General features: G+C 65.0%; 17 protein-coding genes. 6 read left to right on the plus strand and 11 right to left on the minus strand.

The window, feature by feature from the left end:
- The 7 genes from Q0S71_RS16235 to Q0S71_RS16265 all read right to left on the minus strand — a co-directional run.
- Window positions 1-365 (minus strand): carbonic anhydrase (locus Q0S71_RS16235; RefSeq protein ID WP_295997879.1); only part of this gene is annotated, 365 nt, incomplete at its 3' end.
- Window positions 366-509: 144 nt separating this feature from the next.
- Window positions 510-1,640 carry a molecular chaperone DnaJ gene (dnaJ, locus tag Q0S71_RS16240; protein WP_295997883.1) on the minus strand — a complete coding sequence of 377 codons (1,131 nt, stop codon included), beginning with the start codon at window positions 1,638-1,640 and terminating at the stop codon, window positions 510-512.
- A 172-nt stretch (window positions 1,641-1,812) separates the two neighbouring features.
- The gene (gene dnaK / locus Q0S71_RS16245; RefSeq protein ID WP_295997886.1) at window positions 1,813-3,759 is read right to left on the minus strand and encodes a molecular chaperone DnaK; all 1,947 of its coding nucleotides are present in this window, start codon (window positions 3,757-3,759) and stop codon (window positions 1,813-1,815) included.
- A gap of 90 nt (window positions 3,760-3,849) precedes the next feature.
- Window positions 3,850-4,386 (minus strand): nucleotide exchange factor GrpE, encoded by a 537-nt coding sequence (gene grpE, locus Q0S71_RS16250; RefSeq protein WP_295997888.1) that lies wholly within the window; start codon window positions 4,384-4,386, stop codon window positions 3,850-3,852.
- A gap of 520 nt (window positions 4,387-4,906) precedes the next feature.
- The gene (gene hemH / locus Q0S71_RS16255) at window positions 4,907-6,016 is read right to left on the minus strand and encodes a ferrochelatase (RefSeq protein ID WP_295997890.1); all 1,110 of its coding nucleotides are present in this window, start codon (window positions 6,014-6,016) and stop codon (window positions 4,907-4,909) included.
- Window positions 6,017-6,229: 213 nt separating this feature from the next.
- Entirely contained in the window at window positions 6,230-7,897 is a 1,668-nt protein-coding gene (gene recN, locus Q0S71_RS16260; RefSeq protein WP_295997893.1) for a DNA repair protein RecN, read from the minus strand.
- A 36-nt stretch (window positions 7,898-7,933) separates the two neighbouring features.
- Complete coding sequence (locus Q0S71_RS16265; protein ID WP_295997897.1) at window positions 7,934-8,836, minus strand: NAD kinase; 903 nt, start codon at window positions 8,834-8,836, stop codon at window positions 7,934-7,936.
- Between the two features lie 235 nt (window positions 8,837-9,071).
- Here Q0S71_RS16265 and Q0S71_RS16270 point away from each other — a divergent pair, with 235 nt between their 5' ends.
- Window positions 9,072-9,449: a VOC family protein gene (locus Q0S71_RS16270; RefSeq protein WP_295997899.1), complete on the plus strand. Its 378-nt coding sequence runs from the start codon at window positions 9,072-9,074 to the stop codon at window positions 9,447-9,449.
- A 4-nt stretch (window positions 9,450-9,453) separates the two neighbouring features.
- On the opposite strand, the gene Q0S71_RS16275 is transcribed toward Q0S71_RS16270, so the two are convergent.
- Window positions 9,454-10,452, minus strand: a complete 999-nt coding sequence (locus tag Q0S71_RS16275) for a DUF3667 domain-containing protein (RefSeq protein ID WP_295997901.1) — start codon at window positions 10,450-10,452, stop codon at window positions 9,454-9,456.
- A gap of 166 nt (window positions 10,453-10,618) precedes the next feature.
- Here Q0S71_RS16275 and Q0S71_RS16280 point away from each other — a divergent pair, with 166 nt between their 5' ends.
- Together Q0S71_RS16280 and gloA are read left to right on the plus strand one after the other, a co-directional pair.
- Window positions 10,619-10,882, plus strand: coding sequence for a hypothetical protein (locus Q0S71_RS16280; protein ID WP_295997903.1), 264 nt, complete (start codon window positions 10,619-10,621; stop codon window positions 10,880-10,882).
- Between the two features lie 99 nt (window positions 10,883-10,981).
- Window positions 10,982-11,389 carry a lactoylglutathione lyase gene (gloA, locus tag Q0S71_RS16285; protein ID WP_295997905.1) on the plus strand — a complete coding sequence of 136 codons (408 nt, stop codon included), beginning with the start codon at window positions 10,982-10,984 and terminating at the stop codon, window positions 11,387-11,389.
- Between the two features lie 33 nt (window positions 11,390-11,422).
- Here the strand turns inward: gloA and Q0S71_RS16290 are convergent, their stop codons facing one another.
- Both Q0S71_RS16290 and Q0S71_RS16295 read right to left on the minus strand, forming a co-directional pair.
- The gene (locus tag Q0S71_RS16290; RefSeq protein ID WP_367185312.1) at window positions 11,423-12,823 is read right to left on the minus strand and encodes a sensor histidine kinase; all 1,401 of its coding nucleotides are present in this window, start codon (window positions 12,821-12,823) and stop codon (window positions 11,423-11,425) included.
- Between the two features lie 92 nt (window positions 12,824-12,915).
- On the minus strand, window positions 12,916-13,635 hold the full coding sequence (locus Q0S71_RS16295; RefSeq protein WP_295997912.1) for a response regulator transcription factor: 720 nt from the start codon (window positions 13,633-13,635) through the stop codon (window positions 12,916-12,918).
- A 187-nt stretch (window positions 13,636-13,822) separates the two neighbouring features.
- Here Q0S71_RS16295 and msrB point away from each other — a divergent pair, with 187 nt between their 5' ends.
- The 3 genes from msrB to msrA all read left to right on the plus strand — a co-directional run bounded on the left by msrB (window position 13,823) and on the right by msrA (window position 17,026).
- Window positions 13,823-14,263 carry a peptide-methionine (R)-S-oxide reductase MsrB gene (gene msrB, locus Q0S71_RS16300; RefSeq protein ID WP_295997947.1) on the plus strand — a complete coding sequence of 147 codons (441 nt, stop codon included), beginning with the start codon at window positions 13,823-13,825 and terminating at the stop codon, window positions 14,261-14,263.
- An 81-nt stretch (window positions 14,264-14,344) separates the two neighbouring features.
- Window positions 14,345-16,237, plus strand: a complete 1,893-nt coding sequence (locus tag Q0S71_RS16305; RefSeq protein WP_295997948.1) for a cytochrome c biogenesis protein DipZ — start codon at window positions 14,345-14,347, stop codon at window positions 16,235-16,237.
- Between the two features lie 141 nt (window positions 16,238-16,378).
- Complete coding sequence (gene msrA, locus Q0S71_RS16310; RefSeq protein WP_295997950.1) at window positions 16,379-17,026, plus strand: peptide-methionine (S)-S-oxide reductase MsrA; 648 nt, start codon at window positions 16,379-16,381, stop codon at window positions 17,024-17,026.
- Between the two features lie 75 nt (window positions 17,027-17,101).
- Here msrA and Q0S71_RS16315 read toward each other — a convergent pair whose 3' ends face one another.
- Complete coding sequence (locus Q0S71_RS16315; protein ID WP_295997915.1) at window positions 17,102-17,851, minus strand: SDR family oxidoreductase; 750 nt, start codon at window positions 17,849-17,851, stop codon at window positions 17,102-17,104.
- Between the last annotated feature and the right edge of the window lie 184 nt (window positions 17,852-18,035).

An 18,035-nucleotide genomic window follows, 5' to 3' on the forward strand; every position in this document is an offset into this window, starting at 1 on the left:
GCCGCGTGCACGCCCTTGCAGCCGTAGTGGCCGACGATGATGACGTGCTTGACCTTGAGCACGTCGACGGCGAATTGCAGCACCGACAGGCAATTCAAGTCCGAGTGCACCACCACGTTGGCGATGTTGCGGTGGACGAAGACATCGCCCGGCGCCAGGCCCAGCAGCTCATTGGCCGGCACCCGGCTGTCGGAGCAGCCTATCCACAAATATTCCGGCGACGCCTGCTGCGCCAGCCGGTTGAAGAAGTCCGGGTCGCGCTCGACCTGCGAGCTGGCCCAGACGCGGTTGTTGTTCAGCAGTTCCTGCAAGGGCGCGCTGGCTTGCCCGTTACTGGATGCCTCAGGATTTTTTTGTTCGCTCATCTTGTTCCCCTCGTACATGAGAAGACCGCCGGCCCGCCGGATATCGGCGGAGCAGCGGTCTGGTGTCCGGCTGGACGCGTGCGCGAACGCGGGCGCGTCCCGGGTATGCATCGGCGATATTACACGCCGAAGATAACCCCTATCTTACTCGAAGAAGTCCTTGACCTTGTCTTTCCAGGTCTTGCTCTGCGGGCTGTGCTTGGCCCCGCCTTCGGTGGTCAGACGCTCGAAATCGCGCAACATGTCTTTTTGCTTTTCCGTCAGCTTGACCGGCGTTTCCACGGCGACGTGGCAGAACAGGTCGCCCGCGAAGCCCGAGCGCACGCCCTTGATGCCCTTGCTCTTGAGGCGGAAGGTTTTGCCCGACTGCGTACCCTCGGGTATCGTGAACGAGACCTTGCCCGACAGCGTGGGCACTTCGATTTCGCCGCCCAGGGCCGCCTTGCTGAACGAGATCGGCATTTCGCAATGCAGGTCGTCGCCCTCGCGCTGGAACACGGCGTGCGGCTTGATGTGGATTTCCACATACAAATCGCCCGACGGGCCGCCATTGGTGCCCGGTTCGCCGTTGCCGGACGAACGGATGCGCATGCCGTTGTCGATGCCGACCGGAATCTTCACTTCCAGCGTCTTGTTGCGCTTGATGCGTCCGGCGCCGCCGCATGGAGCGCAGGGGTCGGTGATGATCTTGCCGGAGCCGTGGCATTTAGGGCAAGTCTGCTGGATGCTGAAGAAGCCTTGCTGCATGCGCACCTGGCCGTGGCCGCCGCAGGTCGAGCACGTCGTCGGCGCGGTGCCCGGCTTGGCGCCGGAACCGTGGCAGGTGTCGCACTTGTCCCAGGACGGCACGCGTATCGTCGTGTCGAAGCCGTGGGCGGCCTGCTCCAGCGTGATTTCCAGGTTGTAGCGCAGATCGGCGCCGCGATAGACTTGCGGACCGGCGCTGCGGCCGCGGCCGCCACCGCCGAAGATGTCGCCGAAGATGTCGCCGAAGGCATCGCCGAAGCCGCCGGCACCGCCGCCGAAGCCGCCACCGCCGCCCATGTTCGGATCGACGCCGGCGTGACCGTAGCGGTCATACGCTTCGCGCTTTTCCGGATTGGTCAGCATTTCGTAGGCTTCTTTGACTTCCTTGAACTTTTCTTCCGACTCTTTATTGTCCGGATTGCGGTCCGGATGGTATTTCATCGCCAGTTTGCGATACGACTTCTTGATCTCGTCTTCCGACGCGTTTTTTGCGACACCAAGTGTCTCGTAGAAATCTCGCTTTGCCATGTTGTCGGCACCTTGCTGTATTGATACTGATGTACTGATTATACGAAAAAGCCGAGCCGGCGCCGTTGGTCGGCGGCTCGGCTCGGCGGAGTCTGCGCGGTCTGGCCGCAGCGGCCGCGCGCTTGGACAAACGCGCGGCCGCAGACTGCTTGCTTACTGAAGGACAGCGGTCTTACTTGCTGTCTTTGACTTCCTTGAAGTCGGCGTCGACGACGTCATCCTGCGGCTTGGGCGCTTCCTGCGCGCCGGCGTGCTGGCCCGCATCGGCGCCACCGCCGGCCGCGGCCTGCTGCGCTTGCGCGTCGGCGTACATCTTCTCGCCCAGCTTTTGCGACGCGCTCGACAGCGAAGCGACCTTGGCGTCGATTTCCGCCTTGTCGCCGGCCTTGATCGAACCTTCGAGGTCGGTGATGGCCGCTTCGATCTTTTCCTTCTCGCCCGCTTCGAGCTTGTCGCCGTATTCGGTCAGCGACTTGCGGGTCGAGTGCACCAGCGAGTCGGCCTGGTTGCGCGATTCGGCCAGCTCCTTGACCTTCTTGTCTTCTTCGGCGTTGACTTCGGCGTCCTTCACCATCTTCTGGATTTCCGCTTCGGTCAGGCCGGAGTTGGCCTTGATCGTGATCTTGTTTTCCTTGCCGGTGGCCTTGTCCTTGGCGCCCACGTGCAGGATGCCGTTGGCGTCGATGTCGAAGGTCACTTCGATCTGCGGCGTGCCGCGCGATGCCGGCGGAATGCCTTCCAGATTGAATTCGCCCAGGCCCTTGTTGCCGGCCGCGATTTCGCGCTCGCCCTGGAACACCTTGATGGTCACGGCCGGCTGATTGTCATCGGCGGTCGAGAACACTTGCGAGAACTTGGTCGGGATGGTCGTGTTCTTGTGGATCATCTTGGTCATCACGCCGCCCAGGGTTTCGATACCCAGCGACAGCGGCGTCACGTCCAGCAACAGCAAATCCTTGCGCTCGCCCGACAGCACGGAACCCTGGATCGCGGCGCCGACGGCGACGGCTTCATCCGGGTTGACGTCCTTGCGCGGATCCTTGCCGAAGAACTCCTTGACCTTTTCCTGCACCTTGGGCATACGGGTCATGCCGCCGACCAGGATGATGTCGTCGATGTCGGACACTTTAACGCCGGCATCCTTGATCGCGATGCGGCAAGGTTCCATGGTGGCGTTGATCAGTTCCTCGACCAGCGATTCCAGTTTGGCGCGGGTCATCTTCAGCGTCAGGTGGACCGGCGCGCCGTTGGCCATGGCGATGTAGGGCTCGTTGATCTCGGTCTGCTGCGACGACGACAGTTCGATCTTGGCGCGCTCGGCCGAAGCCTTGATGCGCTGCAGGGCGATCGGATCCTTCTTCAGGTCCAGGCCGTTGATCTTCTTGAACTCTTCGATGATGTAATCGATGATGCGCTGGTCGAAGTCTTCGCCGCCGAGGAAGGTGTCGCCGTTGGTCGACAGCACTTCGAATTGTTTTTCGCCATCAACGTCGGCGATTTCGATGATGGACACGTCGAACGTACCGCCGCCCAGGTCATACACGGCGATCTTGCGGTCGCCCTTTTCGGTCTTGTCCAGGCCGAAAGCGAGCGCGGCCGCGGTCGGCTCGTTGATGATGCGCTTGACGTCCAGACCGGCGATACGGCCGGCATCCTTGGTCGCTTGACGCTGCGAATCGTTGAAGTAGGCCGGCACGGTGATGACGGCTTCGGTGACTTCTTCACCGAGGTAGTCTTCCGCCGTCTTTTTCATCTTGCGCAGCACTTCGGCCGAAATTTGCGGCGGCGCCAGTTTCTTGTCGCGCACGCCGATCCATGCGTCGCCGTTGTCGGCTTTCATGATCGAGTAAGGCATCAGGCCGATGTCCTTCTGCACTTCTTTTTCGTCGAACTTGCGGCCGATCAGGCGTTTGACGGCGAACAGCGTGTTCTTGGGATTGGTGACGGCCTGGCGTTTCGCCGGCGCGCCGACGAGGATTTCGCCATCTTCTTGGTAAGCAATGATCGAGGGCGTCGTGCGCGCGCCTTCGGCGTTTTCGATTACCTTTGGCTGACCATTTTCCATGATGGAAACGCAGGAATTTGTCGTTCCCAGATCGATACCGATAATTCTACCCATGATATTTCTTCCTTTTTGCTTAAGTTCAGATGGTACTAATATGTGGAAAAACTGTATGTTTTCAAGTGCTTATAGTGAACAAGCGAACAATTATTTTGCCTGCGCCGCCGTCACGATCGCCGGCCGCAGCAAGCGGTCCGCGATCATATAACCTTTTTGCAGCACGGAAACAACCGTATTGGCTTCCTGCTCGGCCGGCACCACGGCCACGGCCTGGTGCTTGTTCGGGTCGAGCTTGTCGCCCTGGGCCGGCAGGATTTCCATCAAACGATTTTTCTCGAAGGCCGAGGACAACTGCTTGAGCGTCATTTCGACGCCCTCTTTGAGCGATTCGAGCGACGGCGTCTCGACCTTCAGCGCCATTTCCAGGCTGTCCTTGACCGGCACCATCGCTTCGGCGAAGCTTTCTACGGCGAATTTATGGGCCTTGGCCACATCTTCCTGAGCCCGGCGGCGGATGTTTTCACCGTCGGCCTTGGCGCGCATGAAGGCGTCGTGCATCTCGGCCAGACGCGCTTCGGTGTCGGCCAGCTGCTGTTCCAGGCTGGCCTGCTCGGCGGTCGACGACGCGCCCGACAAGGGGTCGGACTCTGGATGAGGTACCGCTGGATTTTCCTGATCTTGCATCTGAAAGACTCCTACTATCGTGTTGTTAGACTAGACTAATCGACTGCACTGGCCACAAATGGGGCGATCCCCTACCATTTCAAGGGGTATTGCACTTGTCATTTGAACAGCCAGCGTCAGCCGCCCTGTTGCGCCACCGCGTGTAACAAAATTTACAAAACTATCGCGTGCCCACCACAACAGAAACGTTCATTTTTAACATCGGACGGTCTACTATGTAACAGAAGCGGCCGGACCGGCCGTTGTTCGGGGAGCGTCATCATGAAGTTGCCAATGAAGTTGCCACTCATCACCGCCTCCGTCGTTGCCTACCTGGTGCTGGCGACCATCTGGATCTGCTATTCGGAATTGATGTCGGACTGAACCGGGTTGCACCGGCTTGCACCGTCTTGACCCCGCTCACTCCCCAGCCGGCTATTTTAACAGGCTGGCACTCATCGTCGCCAAGTGCTGATTGCTGGCGTATCGATAGATTCCCGTCGATTTGCCTCTTTACAGGCAATCTTGCCGCCGCCGCCGGCTACTGCGTCGCGCCCAGCTTCAGCGCGGCGCCGCGGCCGAGCTCCGCGTCTTTCTTGAGCGCGTCGCGCTGGGCCGGCGTCATCATCGTCGGCCAGCCTATCATGTGCTGTTCGGCGATTTCGGCCAGGCCGGCGATCCAGCGCGGGCTGTCGTTCAGGCAAGGGATGTAGTGGAACTCGCGGCCGCCGGCGGCCTCGAAATCGTGGCGCGCCTCCATCGCGATTTCCTCCAGCGTTTCCAGGCAGTCGCTGGTGAAGCCGGGGCACATCACGTCGACCCGCTTGACGCCGTCGCGCGCCAGCTGTGTCAGCGTGGGCGCCGTGTACGGTTGCAGCCATTCGGCCTTGCCGAAGCGCGACTGGAAGGTGACGACATATTGTTCCGGCGTCAGCTTCAGCTTGGCCGCCAGCAGGCGCGCCGTCTTCAGGCATTCGCAGTGGTAGGGATCGCCCAGCATCAGCGTGCGCTTGGGCACGCCGTGGAAACTCAGCACCAGCTTTTCCGGCCGGCCGTGCGCCTCCCAGTGCGCCAGCACCGACTGCTGCAAGGCGTGGATGTAGGCGTCATGGTCGTGATAGTTGCGCACGAAGCGCAGCTCCGGCACATTGCGCACCGAGCCGTAGTGGTCGAACACGGCGTCGTAGATCGAGCCGGTGGTGGTGCCGGAATATTGCGGATAGGCGGGCAGCACGGCGATGCGCTCGACGCCGTCGGCCTTCAGCTTGGCCAGCACATCGGGCAGCGACGGCGAGCCGTAGCGCATCGCCATCGCCACCGTGACGTCGTCGTGGCCGCGCGCGCCGAGCGCGTCGAACAGCGCGTGGGCTTGCTGCTGGGTGTGGACTTTCAGCGGCGAACCGTCGCGGGTCCAGATGGACGCGTACTTTTTGGCCGACTGGCCGGAACGGAAGGGCAGGATAATCAGGTTGAGGATGAACCACCAGACGACGCGCGGAATCTCGACCACGCGCGGATCGGACAGGAATTGCTTCAGATAGCGGCGCACGGCGGAGCGGGTCGGCGCATCGGGCGTGCCGAGGTTGACCAGCACGACGGCGCTGCGGCCGACGTTGCCGTGGGTGTGGGGCGGTTCTTTTAAGAAGGACATGGGGGCCGATGCGAGCGAGGAGGAGACAGCCTGCCATTATAGTGAAATAGCAGGCGCGCAAGGGCGCGTTTGCGACCGAGCAGCAAGCTGTGGCTTTTCCGGCGGCGCAAGCACCGCGGCGCCTGAATCGGGGTCAGACTCCGCTCGAGTTCAGTGGCCGAAGCAGGCGACGCCACGACGCGGTCCGCCCCCGCTTCCTTGCCGCCGCCGCCGTCACGACGCCAGCAGCTCCCGCGCGTGCTTGCGCGTGGTCGCCGTGATTTCCAGCCCGCCCAGCATGCGCGCCACTTCTTCCACGCGCGCCTTGGCGTCGAGCACGTCGATGCGCGAGGCCGTCTTGCCGCTGGCCAGCGTGCTCTTGGCGACCTGGAAATGCTGCGCGGCCTGGCTCGCCACCTGCGGCAAATGCGTCACGCACAAGACCTGGCGCTGCTGGCCCAGCCGCTTGAGCAGCCGTCCGACCACCTCGGCCACGCCGCCGCCGATGCCGCTGTCGACCTCGTCGAAAATCAGGGTCGGCGTCGTCGTCGCGTTCGACGTGATGACGGAAATGGCCAGCGCGATGCGCGCCAGCTCGCCGCCCGACGCCACCTTGGCCAGCGGCCGCGGCGCCACGCCGGCGTGGCCGGCCACCAGGAACTCGACCTGCTCCAGGCCGCTGGCGCCCGGCTCGGACGGGTTCAGCGCGACCTCGAAGCTGCCGCCCGTCATATTCAATTCCTGCATCGCCCGCGTGACGGCGTCGCCGAGCTGGCGGCCGGCCACGGCGCGCGTCTGCGACAGCCGCTGCGCCACGACCAGGTAGGCGGCCTTGAGCTTGTCCTCTTGCTGGCGCAGACCGTCGAGGTCGCTGGCGTCGGCCAGTTGCTGCAACTTGGCCGACAGCTTGGCGCACTCGTCCGGCAACTCGTCCGGCGTGACGCGGAATTTGCGCGCCGTCGAGTGGATCACTTCCATGCGCATGTCGAGCTGGCGCAGCCGCTCGGGATCGAGCTCGACCCGGTCCAGATAAGTGTTCAGCCCATACACCGCTTCCTGCAACTGGATGCGGGCCGGCTCGATCAGGTCGACGATGGCCTGCAATTCGGTGTCGATGGACGCCAGCTTGCCCAGCTTCAGGTTCAGCGCCGTCAGCTGCGACAGTATCGGATGCTCGTCGGCCTCCGAAATCACCGACAGCGCTTCCTGCGCGCCTTCGAGCAGGCTGGCCGCGTGCGACAGGCGGCTGTGCTCGTTGGTGATCTCGCTCCACTCGCCCGGCTTGACGCCCAGCTTTTCCAGCTCGTTGACTTGCCACTCCAGCCGTTCGCGCTCGTACAGCACGTTGGCGGCGTTGGTCTCGAATTGCTCGCGCTGCCTGGCCAGCGCGCGCCAGGCCTTGTAAGCGGCGGCGACCGCCTTGGCGTCGCCGGCCGCGCCGGCATCCTTGCTGGCGGCCTGGTTGTCGAGCAGCGCGCGCTGGGCCTCGGTCTTGAGCAGCGACTGGTGGGCGTGCTGGCCGTGGATGTCGACCAGCATGTCGCCCAGTTCGCGCAACTGCGCCGCCGTGGCCGCGATGCCATTGATATAGGCCTTGGAGCGGCCGGCGTTGTCGATCACGCGCCGCAGCAGCGCGCCGCCCTCGTCGGCGGCGAATTCGTTGGCGGCCAGCCAGGCGCGGGCCGGCTCGGTGACGGCGAAATCGGCCGTGATGTCGGCCTTGGCCGCGCCCTCGCGCACGACGCTGGCGTCGCCGCGCCCACCCAGCGCCAGCGTCAGCGCATCGATCAGGATGGACTTGCCGGCGCCAGTCTCGCCGGTGAACACGCTGAAGCCGGCGGAAAATTCCAGTTCTATCGTATCGACAATAACAAAATCACGGATGGACAGGGTACGCAGCATGGGATGGTGGTGGATGGTGGTGTGAAAGAACAGGAACTAGGCCAGCTTGCCCTCGCCCGACGGGTACTCGTTCCAGTGCAGCTTTTCGCGCAGCGTGTTGTAGTAACTCCAGCCTTCGGGATGCAAAAAGGTGATGCTGTGGGGTGAGCGGCGGATGACGATGCGGTCCTGCGAGCTGAGGCTGGCGAAGGTTTGCATGTCGAAGTTGACGCTGATGTCGCGCCCGCGCACGATTTCGATTTCGATGACGCTCGACTCCGGCAGCACGATGGGCCGGTTCGACAGCGCGTGCGGCGCGATCGGCACCAGCACCACGCCGCCCAGGCTGGGGTGCAGCAGCGGTCCGCCGGCCGACAGCGCGTAGGCGGTCGAGCCGGTCGGGGTCGAGATGATCAGCCCGTCCGAGCGCTGGTTGTACATGAAGTGGCCGTCGACGTCGACCCGCAGCTCGGCCATGCCGGCGCCGGCGCCGCGCGCGACGACGACATCGTTGACGGCCAGGCCGACGTGGATCACGGCGCCGTCGCGCAGCACCTGGCCTTCGAGCAGGGTGCGGCGTTCGGCCTTGTAGCGGCCGCTCAGTATCTTGGCCAGCACCGGCAACATGCCGTCGATGGAAATGTCGGTCATGAAGCCGAGCCGGCCCTGGTTGATGCCGATCAGTGGCACGTCATAGGGCGCCAGCTGGCGCGCGATGCCGAGCATGGTGCCGTCGCCGCCCATGACGATGGCCGCGTCGGCGTGGGCGCCGATTTCGGTCGCGCTCATGGCGCGGATGCCGGGCAGGCCCAGGTGCGCGGCCGTCCGCTCCTCGAACACCACGTCATAACCGGCCCCCTGCAGGAAGTCGACGACGCTGCGCACCGGCTGTTCTATGCCATCCGTATTCTGGCGTATCACTAGCGCGATGGTTTGGTACAAGGCATGCGTGGCGGGCATAAAAATCTCGGTCGTATAGGGGGTAGCAACAGGTAGCAACACGCAGCAGGGTAACCGATAATAAGGCCTACCGCTATATGGCGTCGCTACGCGCCCACCGTCGGACGGCATGCACGTGCGGCATTGACTATGCACTGACTATATACTGTATATGCAAACAGTATAGTGTGCGCTGCGCGGGACCGCAAGCGGATACTATGGCACACTCGATATTTCAACGACAACGGAGGCGATGATGGCAAAAGTATTAGGCGTGGGCGGCATCTTTTTCAAATCGAAAGACCCGAAGGCGCTGTTGGCCTGGTATCAGACGCATCTCGGCTTGCCGGCCGAGTCGCCCTACTTCGCCAAGCTGCCGCCGGCCGCGATGCCGGCCGGCGCCGCCACCGTGTTCACGCCCTTCGACGCCGGCACCGATTATTTCGCGCCGGCCCAGCGCGACTATATGTTCAACCTGGTGGTCGACGACCTGGACGGCGCGCTGCGCCAGGTGAGCGCGGCCGGCGCCGAACTGGTCGGCGAGCCGCAATCGTACGACTACGGCCGCTTCGGCTGGTTCCTCGACCCGGACGGCAACAAGGTCGAACTGTGGCAGCTGCCCGCCGCCGCGTGACGGGTCAGTGGCCGGCCGTCAGCACGCCGGCCGTCACCGTCATCATCAGCGCCAGCGCCAGCGCCATCGTCACCGAATAGACGAACATCAGCAGCAGCCAGCGCCAGGCCGTGGAAAAGCGGCGCAGGCCGTAGACGCGGCGCATGGCCCACGGCAGATAGCCGAGCAGCCAGACCCACAGCACAAAGCTGACCAGTCCGATATTGCAGACCCGCATGCAGATGAAGATGGCGAACGCGAAGGCGTTGGTGTGCAGCGCGAACAGCAGATGTTCGCCGTAGCGGTGGCCGTGGCCCAGGTATAGCAGCTTCAGGTACAGCGCGAACAGCGGCATCAGGCAGAACATCGCCGTCGGCGCCAGGTGATAAAAACCTTCGTTGATGAGTTGGTTTTTCTCCTTGCCCGGCAAGCCGTTGAAATGCTCCAGCGTGCTGGCGGCGGACGGCCAGACCCGCGTCAGCCACGCCATCTTGCCGACGCCGATTTCGAGGCCCTTGTCGTCGTCGGCCGCCTCCGCCGCAGCGCTGGCCGCCGCGCGACCTTGCTGCGCCGGTCCACTCGCCGCCGGAGCGGCCTTCGCTATCGGCGCCGGCGGCGCTCCCGCCGCAGGTTGATGCAGCTCCGGCGCCGCCTTGTGCGCCGGCGTCGAATCGAGATCGTTGTCCTGCAAACTGGCGCCGCTGAATTTCATCAGCGCGAAAAACAAAACGCTCAAGGTCAGGTACAGCCGCAGCGGCTGCACGAAGCGCACCCGCCGTCCCGCCAGATATTCAACCGTCAGCGCGCCGGGACGGAACAGCAAACGGCCCAGCGTGCCCGTCAGCTTGCCTTCCAGCGCCACATAATGTCCGACGAACTCGTGCAGGAATTCCAGCGCGCTGGGCCGGTGCAACACCGTCTCCTGGCCGCAGTGCGCGCAATAGTTGCCGCTGCTGGCGCTGCCGCAATTGAGGCAATGGGCCGGCGCGGGGTGCGGATCGTCCGCTTGCAGTTCTGGATTCACTGGGACTCTTTCAATAAAAGCGATGCCGATAACGATGTCTGAATGATAAACGACTTCATGCAAAAAATGCACCTCGACAATGCTCGCCCTTATTAAAAGCAATTGCGCGACGGCGCCGGCGGCAACTCGCTACCATGAGGCAAACACGCCATCAAAAGGAACCATCATGACCAGCAACAGCAAAGACCGCGAAGTGAGCCACGTTAATAAAGTGGAAAACGACGGCGGCAAGCGCCTGCCGAGCGACCGCGACCAGTCGCCCGACGCCCAGGGCGGCAAGCCGCGCAACGTCGGCAAGCAGGCCGCCAGCGACATCGAGCACGGCCTGGTGGACACCGACCGCTACGCCACGCCCGGCGTCGAAAAAGTGCCGCACACCACGCACAAGCCGGCGCACGCCCAGCCGCAACCGGGCGACAAACGGGACTGATCCCGCGGCTGAAAACGGCGACCGCCGCGCCGCTATTTTGCGGCGGCGCGCCAAAGCGCATAAAATCCTGTTTTCTCCACACAGATGACAGGGCTAGCGATGCGACTATTGCACACCATGCTGAGGGTCGGCGACCTCCAGCGTTCGATCGACTTCTACACCAAAGTGCTCGGCATGACGCTGCTGCGCACCAGCGACAATCCCGAATACCAGTACACGCTGGCCTTCGTCGGCTACGGCGCCAATCCCGAGCACGCCGAACTGGAGCTGACCTACAACTACGGCCAGACCAGCTACGACATGGGCACGGCCTACGGCCACATCGCCATCTCCGCCGACGACATCCACAGCGCCTGCGCCGCCGTGCGCGCCAACGGCGGCAACGTCACGCGCGAACCGGGTCCGGTCAAGGGCGGCAAGACGGTGATCGCCTTCGTCACCGACCCCGATGGCTATAAAATCGAATTGATCGAGCGCCAGTTCGACGGCGCCGGCGCCGGACTCTGATTTATACCGTTTATACGATTTATACGGTTTATATTATTTCTCGCCACCGACGGCCAGCTCGAAGCTGAACGTCGCGCCGCGTCCCGCCACCGTTTGCAGTTCGATCCGGCTGTGATGCAGTTGCAGGATGCGGTGCACGATCAGCAGTCCCAGACCGCCGTCGCGGCGCTCGCCGGTCAGCGCGAAGGGACGGCGGAACAGGTTGGCGCGCAGCTCCTGCGGCAGGCCCGGCCCGGTGTCGCTGACCGTCACCAGCACCGTCTCGCCGCGCGCGGCCACGCTGACGTCGACGCTGCCGCCGGCCGGCGTGTGGCGGATCGCGTTGTCGAGCAAATTGGTCAGCACGCGCTCTATCATGCCCAGGTCCGCCGTCACCAGCGGCGCCGGCGACGGCAGCTGCGCCAGCAGGCGCACGCCCTTGGTCTCGGCCTGCAATTCGAATTTCTGGAACACGTCCTGAATCAAATCGCTGAGCAAAAAATCTTCCGGCGCCAGCTCGACGAAGCCGTGCTCCAGCCGCGCCAGTTCGAACAGCGTCTGCGCCAGCCGCCCCACCTTGCGGCTCTGCGCCAGCGCGATGCCGAGGTAGCGCTGGCGTTCGGCCGCGTCCAGCGCGCCGTCCCTGGCCGACAGCGTTTCCAGATAACCGTGCAGCGACGTCAGCGGCGTGCGCAGGTCGTGCGAGATATTGGCCACCAGTTCGCGCCGGTCCAGGTCGAGCTGCCGCAGTTCCTGCCACTGTTCGGCGATGCGGCCGGCCATCTGGCGATAGGCCGCTTCCAGGATGGCGATTTCGTCGCGCGCGCCGGCGCCGGGCGGCGCCAGCGCCGGCATCACCAGCGGTTCGGCGCGCGCATCGAACAACTCCATCGTGTCGGTCAGGCGGCGCAGCGGCCGCGTGATGAGGCGGAACGCGATCAGGCCCGCCAGCAAACCTAGCAGGGCCACCAGCGCCATCGACCACAGCGTGATGCGCAGCACCGAGCTGACGGCGCCGCGCGCGGCCAGCTGGTCGTGCGCCTCGCCTTGCAGCACGACGTAGACGTAGCCGACGTCGCGCCCGCCCGCGTGCAGCGCGGCGGCGCTGAACACCTTGCGCCCGCCCGCGCTGCGCGGATCGTCGCCGAGTATCGGCAGCATGCCGCCGCCGAGGAAATTGAGCAGCGGCGCCAGCCCCACCCGGTCGCGTTTCAAATGGCCGGCCGGCGCGGCGTGGCCGATCACACGTCCGGCCGGATCGAGCAGATAGACTTCGACGCTGGGATTGACCATCATCAGCTGGTCGAACAGGCGCCGCACCGCGTCCGGCCGCAAGCCGTCTTCGCCGGTCACCTGGGTGTCGAGCGCGATGCTTTTGGCCAGACCGCGCGACAGCCCTTGCACCACTTCCATTTCGTGCATGGTGTTGGCGCGGATTTGCAGCCACGCCGACATGCCGCAGCAGGCCAGCAGCAAAATCGAAAACGCCAGCGACAGCCGCTGCGACAGCGTCAGCCTGACACCGGCCGGTTTCACGGCGCCGAATCTCACGACGGCTCCGCCGCCGTCCCGGCGAAGCGGTAGCCCTTGCCCCACACGGTCAGGATGCGCACCGGCTGCGCCGGATCGGCTTCGATCTTGGCGCGCAGCCGGTTGATGTGGGTGTTGACCGTGTGCTCATAGCCGTCGTGCTGATAGCCCCACACCTGATTGAGCAGCTCGAGCCGCGAAAACACCTTGTCCGGATGGTGGACGAAAAAATACAGCAGGTCGAATTCGCGCGGCGTCAATTCCAGCGGCTTGCCGTCGGCGCTGGCCTGGCGCGTGATGGGGTCGAGCGCGACGCCGTTCAGGGCCAGCGCGCCGTTGTCGCCGCGTCCGGGCTTGGCCATCGCCGCCGCGCGCCGCAGCAGCGCCTTGACGCGCGCCACCAGTTCCAGCACCGAGAACGGCTTGACCAGATAATCGTCGGCGCCCAGTTCCAGGCCGAGGATGCGGTGCACTTCGCTCGAACGCGCGCTGGTGATGATGATGGGCGTGTAGGTCGGCATGGCGCGCGCCTGGCGGCAGATTTCCAGGCCGTCGACGCCGGGCAGCATCAAGTCCAGTATCAGCGCATCCCAGCGGCCGGCGCGCAGCTGCGCCAGGCCCTCGTTGCCGTCGGCGCAGTGGGTCACCTGGTAGCCCTCGTCCTGAAGGTGCAGGCGCAGCAGGTCGGCGATGGGCATGTCGTCTTCTACGATCAGGATGCGTTTCGGTTGATCCATGGGGGCCTAGGCTGGAAATCGGGAGACTGCATCGGAAAGTATCACATTTAATTTAACTTTACGTGAGGATTTGGCGACGGCTATCGGGCCACAATGGCTGCATCGATATTTTCATATGACGGAGCTGACCATGCTGACAAGACGAGGTTTTATGCTGGGCGCCGCGACGCTGGCCGCCGGCGGGGCGATGAGCTGGCGCGCCCTGGGTGCGGCGCCGCTGGCGGCGTCGGAAAAATTTGAGGTGACGCACAGCGACGACGAGTGGCACAAGCTGCTCAACGGCGAGCAGTACGACGTGCTGCGCCGCGGCGGCACCGAGCGCGCGTTTTCCAGCCCGCTCAACAACGAGCACCGCGCCGGAAAATTCAGCTGCGCCGGCTGCGCGCTGCCGCTGTTCTCGTCGAACACGAAGTTCGACAGCGGCACCGGCTGGCCGAGTTTCTGGAAGCCGCTCGACCGCGCCGTCATCGGCAGCACCGACATCTCCTTCGGCATGATGCGCACCGAAGTGCGCTGCAAACGCTGCGGCGGCCACCTCGGCCACGTGTTCGACGACGGCCCGAAACCGACCGGCCTGCGTTATTGCATGAACGGCGCGGCGCTAGCCTTCACGCCCGGCGCCGCCTGAGCCTAGGACCCGGCCATTCCAACGGCCGGCATCGTTACGGCGCCGCCACCTGTCGGCGCTCTTTTTACAAGTGATCGCACCATTTTACTGCTTATCCTATCCTATCTGGGCGGCGCCCTCACCATCGTCAGCCCCTGCATTTTACCGGTGCTGCCCTTCGTCTTCGCGCGCACCGGCCAGCCGTTCCGCCGCAGCGGCCTGCCGCTGCTGGCCGGGATGGCGCTGACCTTCGCACTGGTGGCGACGCTGGCGGCCGTCGGCGGCGGCTGGGTGGTGCAGGCCAACCAGTACGGCCGCTGGGCCGCGATGGCGTTGATGGCCTTCTTCGGCCTGACGCTGCTGCTGCCGCACCTGGCCGACCGCCTGACCAAGCCGCTGGTGGCCGTCGGCGACCGCCTCTCGCGCGCGGCGCAGGAAGGCACGCAGCGCAGCGGCATCGCCTCCTCCTTCCTGCTGGGGATCGCCACCGGCCTGCTGTGGGCGCCGTGCGCCGGCCCCGTGCTCGGCCTCGTGCTGACCGGCGCCGCGCTCAATGGCGCCAGCGCCAGCACCACCTTGCTGCTGCTGGCCTATGCGGCCGGCGCGGCGACGTCGCTGGCCGTGGCGCTGCTGATCGGCGGTAAAGTGTTCACGGCGATGAAGCGCTCGCTCGGCGCCGGCGAATGGATACGGCGCGGCCTGGGCGGCGCGATGCTGCTCGGCGTGGCCGCCATCGCGCTGGGCTGGGACACCGGCGTGCTGGCGCAGGTGTCGACCGTCGCCACCGGCGGTCTGGAAGAAAAACTCATCAAGAAATTCGCGCCGATGCCGGACCATGGCGGCGCGATGATGGCGCAGAATGCCGGCGCGATGTCGCAGAACGGCGGTGCGATGACGGCCCAAAACGGCGACGCCATGATGGCCCAGAACGCCGGCGCGATGACGCAAAACAGCGGCGCGATGATGGCGCAGAACGCGGCGGCCGGCGGCGCGATGATGATGCAGGCCGCCGCGCCGGCCGCGCCGCAGCTGGGCGTCGAAGGCGTGCTGCCGCCGCTGTCGGGCGCCGTCAAGTGGCTCAATTCCCCGGCCCCGACGCCGGCGGCCCTGAAGGGCAAGGTGGTGCTGATCGACTTCTGGACCTACTCCTGCATCAACTGCCTGCGCAGCCTGCCCTACGTCGAAGCGTGGGCCCAGAAATACAAGGACCAGGGCCTGGTGGTGATCGGCGTCCACGCGCCGGAATTCGCCTTCGAGCGCGACATCGGCAACGTCGGCGAGGCCGTCAAAAAACTCGGCATCACCTACCCGGTCGCCATCGACAACGACTACGCCATCTGGCGCGCGATGGGCAACCAGTACTGGCCGGCCCACTACTTCATCGACGCCCAGGGCCGCGTGCGCGCCCACCACTTCGGCGAAGGCGACTACGCGCAGTCGGAAAAAATCATCCAGCAGCTGCTGGCCGAAGCGGGCCGCCACGTCGACACCGACGTCGTCAAACCGCAGGCGCAGGGCGTGCAGCAGGCCGCCGACGACGGCGACGTCGCCTCGCCGGAAACCTATGTCGGCTATGGCCGCGCGCAGAACTTCGCCAGCGCCGGCGGCGAACCGCCGGACCAGGCCCACGACTACAGCGCGCCGACGAAACTGGCCCTGAACCAGTGGGCGCTGGGCGGCAACTGGAACGCCCACGCCGAGCAGATCGTGCTGACGCAGGCGCCGGGACGCATCGTCTACCGCTTCCATGCGCGCGACCTGCACCTGGTGCTGGGACCGGGCGCGGACGGCAAGCCGGTGCGCTTCCGCGTCACCCTCGACGGCGCCGCGCCGGGTGCGAACCACGGCAGCGACACCGGCGCCGACGGCGGCGGCACCATCACCGGCCAGCGCCTGTACCAGCTGGTGCGCCAGGCCGGCGGCGTGGCCGACCACACCTTCAGCATCGAATTCCTGGACCCCGGCGCGCAAGCCTACGCCTTCACCTTCGGCTGATCGCCGCGCGCGCCGCCACCTCTCATCATCACGACGGAGTACGATATGGACACCAATATGAATGTCAATAACAACACGAACAAACAAAACCTGGCGCGGCGGCTGGCGTCGCCGCTGGCCATCGCCGCGCTGGCGGCGGCGATGCTGACCTGGCAGCGCTCGGCGGCATCGGCCGAGGCGGCGGTGCCGATCGCGGCGCCGCTGGTCGACGAGCCGGCCGCCGACAGCCACAGCGAAACGGCGGTCTTCGCCGGCGGCTGCTTCTGGGGCGTGCAGGGCGTGTTCCAGCACGTGCGCGGCGTGACGGCGGCGGTGTCGGGATACGCCGGCGGCGGCGCCGCCACGGCGCACTATGAAACCGTCAGCGGCGGCGACACCGGCCACGCCGAATCGGTGCGCGTGACCTTCGACCCGACCCAGGTCAGTTATGGCCGCCTGCTGCAAGTGTTCTTTTCGGTGGCGCACAATCCGACCGAGTTCAATCGCCAGGGGCCCGACAGCGGCACCCAATACCGTTCGGCCCTGTTCCCGCTGAACCCCGCGCAGCGCAAGGTGGCGACGGCCTATATCGCGCAGCTCGACGCGGCGCACTCGTTCAAGGCGCCGCTGGCGACCAGGGTGGAAAACTACACCGGCTTTTATCAGGCCGAGGGTTATCACCAGAACTACCTGACGCAAAATCCGGGCAATCCCTACATCGCCATCAACGACCTGCCGAAGGTGGAAAACCTCAAGCGCGTGATGCCGGCGATCTACCGCGCCGACCCGGTGCTGGTGCGCACCAACTAGGCCGCGCATAAGCCGCGCACATACTATTTATATAGTTTATACCGTATACGGCGACGTGCTCCGCGGCGCCTGTCTTCAGACGAGGCCGCCGTTGGCGCGCAGTGTCTGGCCGTTGATCCAGCCGCCGTCGGCGCCGGCCAGGAAGGACACGGCGGCGGCGATGTCGTCCGGCTGGCCGAGGCGTTCCAGCGGCGCCATCTTGGCCATGCGCTCGACCATTTCCGGTGTCTTGCCGTTCAAGAACAGCTCGGTGCCCGTCGGCCCCGGCGCGATGGCGTTGACCGTGATGCCCTTGCCGCGCAGTTCCTTGGCCAGGATATTGGTCATCGTTTCGACGGCGGCCTTGGTGGCGGCGTAGATGGCGTAGCCAGGCAGCGCCAGGCCGATCACGCTGGTCGAGAAGTTGACGATGCGGCCGCCGTGCCGCAGGCGGCCGGCGGCCTCGCGCAGCGTGTTGAAGGTGCCCTTGACGTTGACGGCGAACAGGCGGTCGAAGGTGGCGTCGTCGGTGTCGGCCAGGTGCGGCAGCTCGGCCGCCATGACGCCGGCGTTGTTGACCAGCACGTCGACCCGGCCGTAGCGGGCGATGGCGGCGTCGAACAGCTCGCGCACGGCGGCGGCGTCGGCGACGTCGGCCTGCACGGCCAGCGCGCTGCCGCCGGCGGCGGCGATGGCGTCGACCACCTTGGCCGCTTCGGCCGCGTTGCCGGCGTAGTTGACGACGACGGCGTAGCCATCGTCGTCCAGGCGCAGGGCGATGGCGGCGCCGATGCCGCGCGAGGCGCCGGTGACGAGGGCGACTTGTTGTTCGGTGGGCTGGGTCATGGCGGGCTCCTTGAGTGAGTGGTTAACGATACCGCGTTTGCCGTATCCGTGAGGTACAGTATCACTCAAGGCCGTCCATGAATACATGGTGGTAATTTGCGATGACTATGCGGTTTTTTTATAATAATAGGCTGCAGGGGCACAAAAGAAAACGCCGGCATGGCGCCGGCGTTGCCATATCGTC

Origin of the sequence: Rugamonas sp., from assembly GCF_025354735.1 — a bacterium.
GTDB lineage: Bacteria > Pseudomonadota > Gammaproteobacteria > Burkholderiales > Burkholderiaceae_D > Rugamonas.

What these genes read in the sequence shown, in the direction of transcription:
- dnaJ (WP_295997883.1), bottom strand. Translation starts at nt 1,640, where the DNA reads ATGGCAAAGCGAGATTTCTACGAGACACTTGGTGTCGCAAAAAACGCG.
- dnaK (WP_295997886.1), bottom strand. Translation starts at nt 3,759, where the DNA reads ATGGGTAGAATTATCGGTATCGATCTGGGAACGACAAATTCCTGCGTT.
- grpE (WP_295997888.1), bottom strand. Translation starts at nt 4,386, where the DNA reads ATGCAAGATCAGGAAAATCCAGCGGTACCTCATCCAGAGTCCGACCCC.
- hemH (WP_295997890.1), bottom strand. Translation starts at nt 6,016, where the DNA reads ATGTCCTTCTTAAAAGAACCGCCCCACACCCACGGCAACGTCGGCCGC.
- recN (WP_295997893.1), bottom strand. Translation starts at nt 7,897, where the DNA reads ATGCTGCGTACCCTGTCCATCCGTGATTTTGTTATTGTCGATACGATA.
- Q0S71_RS16265 (WP_295997897.1), bottom strand. Translation starts at nt 8,836, where the DNA reads ATGCCCGCCACGCATGCCTTGTACCAAACCATCGCGCTAGTGATACGC.
- Q0S71_RS16270 (WP_295997899.1), top strand. Translation starts at nt 9,072, where the DNA reads ATGGCAAAAGTATTAGGCGTGGGCGGCATCTTTTTCAAATCGAAAGAC.
- Q0S71_RS16280 (WP_295997903.1), top strand. Translation starts at nt 10,619, where the DNA reads ATGACCAGCAACAGCAAAGACCGCGAAGTGAGCCACGTTAATAAAGTG.
- gloA (WP_295997905.1), top strand. Translation starts at nt 10,982, where the DNA reads ATGCGACTATTGCACACCATGCTGAGGGTCGGCGACCTCCAGCGTTCG.
- Q0S71_RS16290 (WP_367185312.1), bottom strand. Translation starts at nt 12,823, where the DNA reads ATGTCGGCGTGGCTGCAAATCCGCGCCAACACCATGCACGAAATGGAA.
- Q0S71_RS16295 (WP_295997912.1), bottom strand. Translation starts at nt 13,635, where the DNA reads ATGGATCAACCGAAACGCATCCTGATCGTAGAAGACGACATGCCCATC.
- msrB (WP_295997947.1), top strand. Translation starts at nt 13,823, where the DNA reads ATGAGCTGGCGCGCCCTGGGTGCGGCGCCGCTGGCGGCGTCGGAAAAA.
- msrA (WP_295997950.1), top strand. Translation starts at nt 16,379, where the DNA reads ATGCTGACCTGGCAGCGCTCGGCGGCATCGGCCGAGGCGGCGGTGCCG.
- Q0S71_RS16315 (WP_295997915.1), bottom strand. Translation starts at nt 17,851, where the DNA reads ATGACCCAGCCCACCGAACAACAAGTCGCCCTCGTCACCGGCGCCTCG.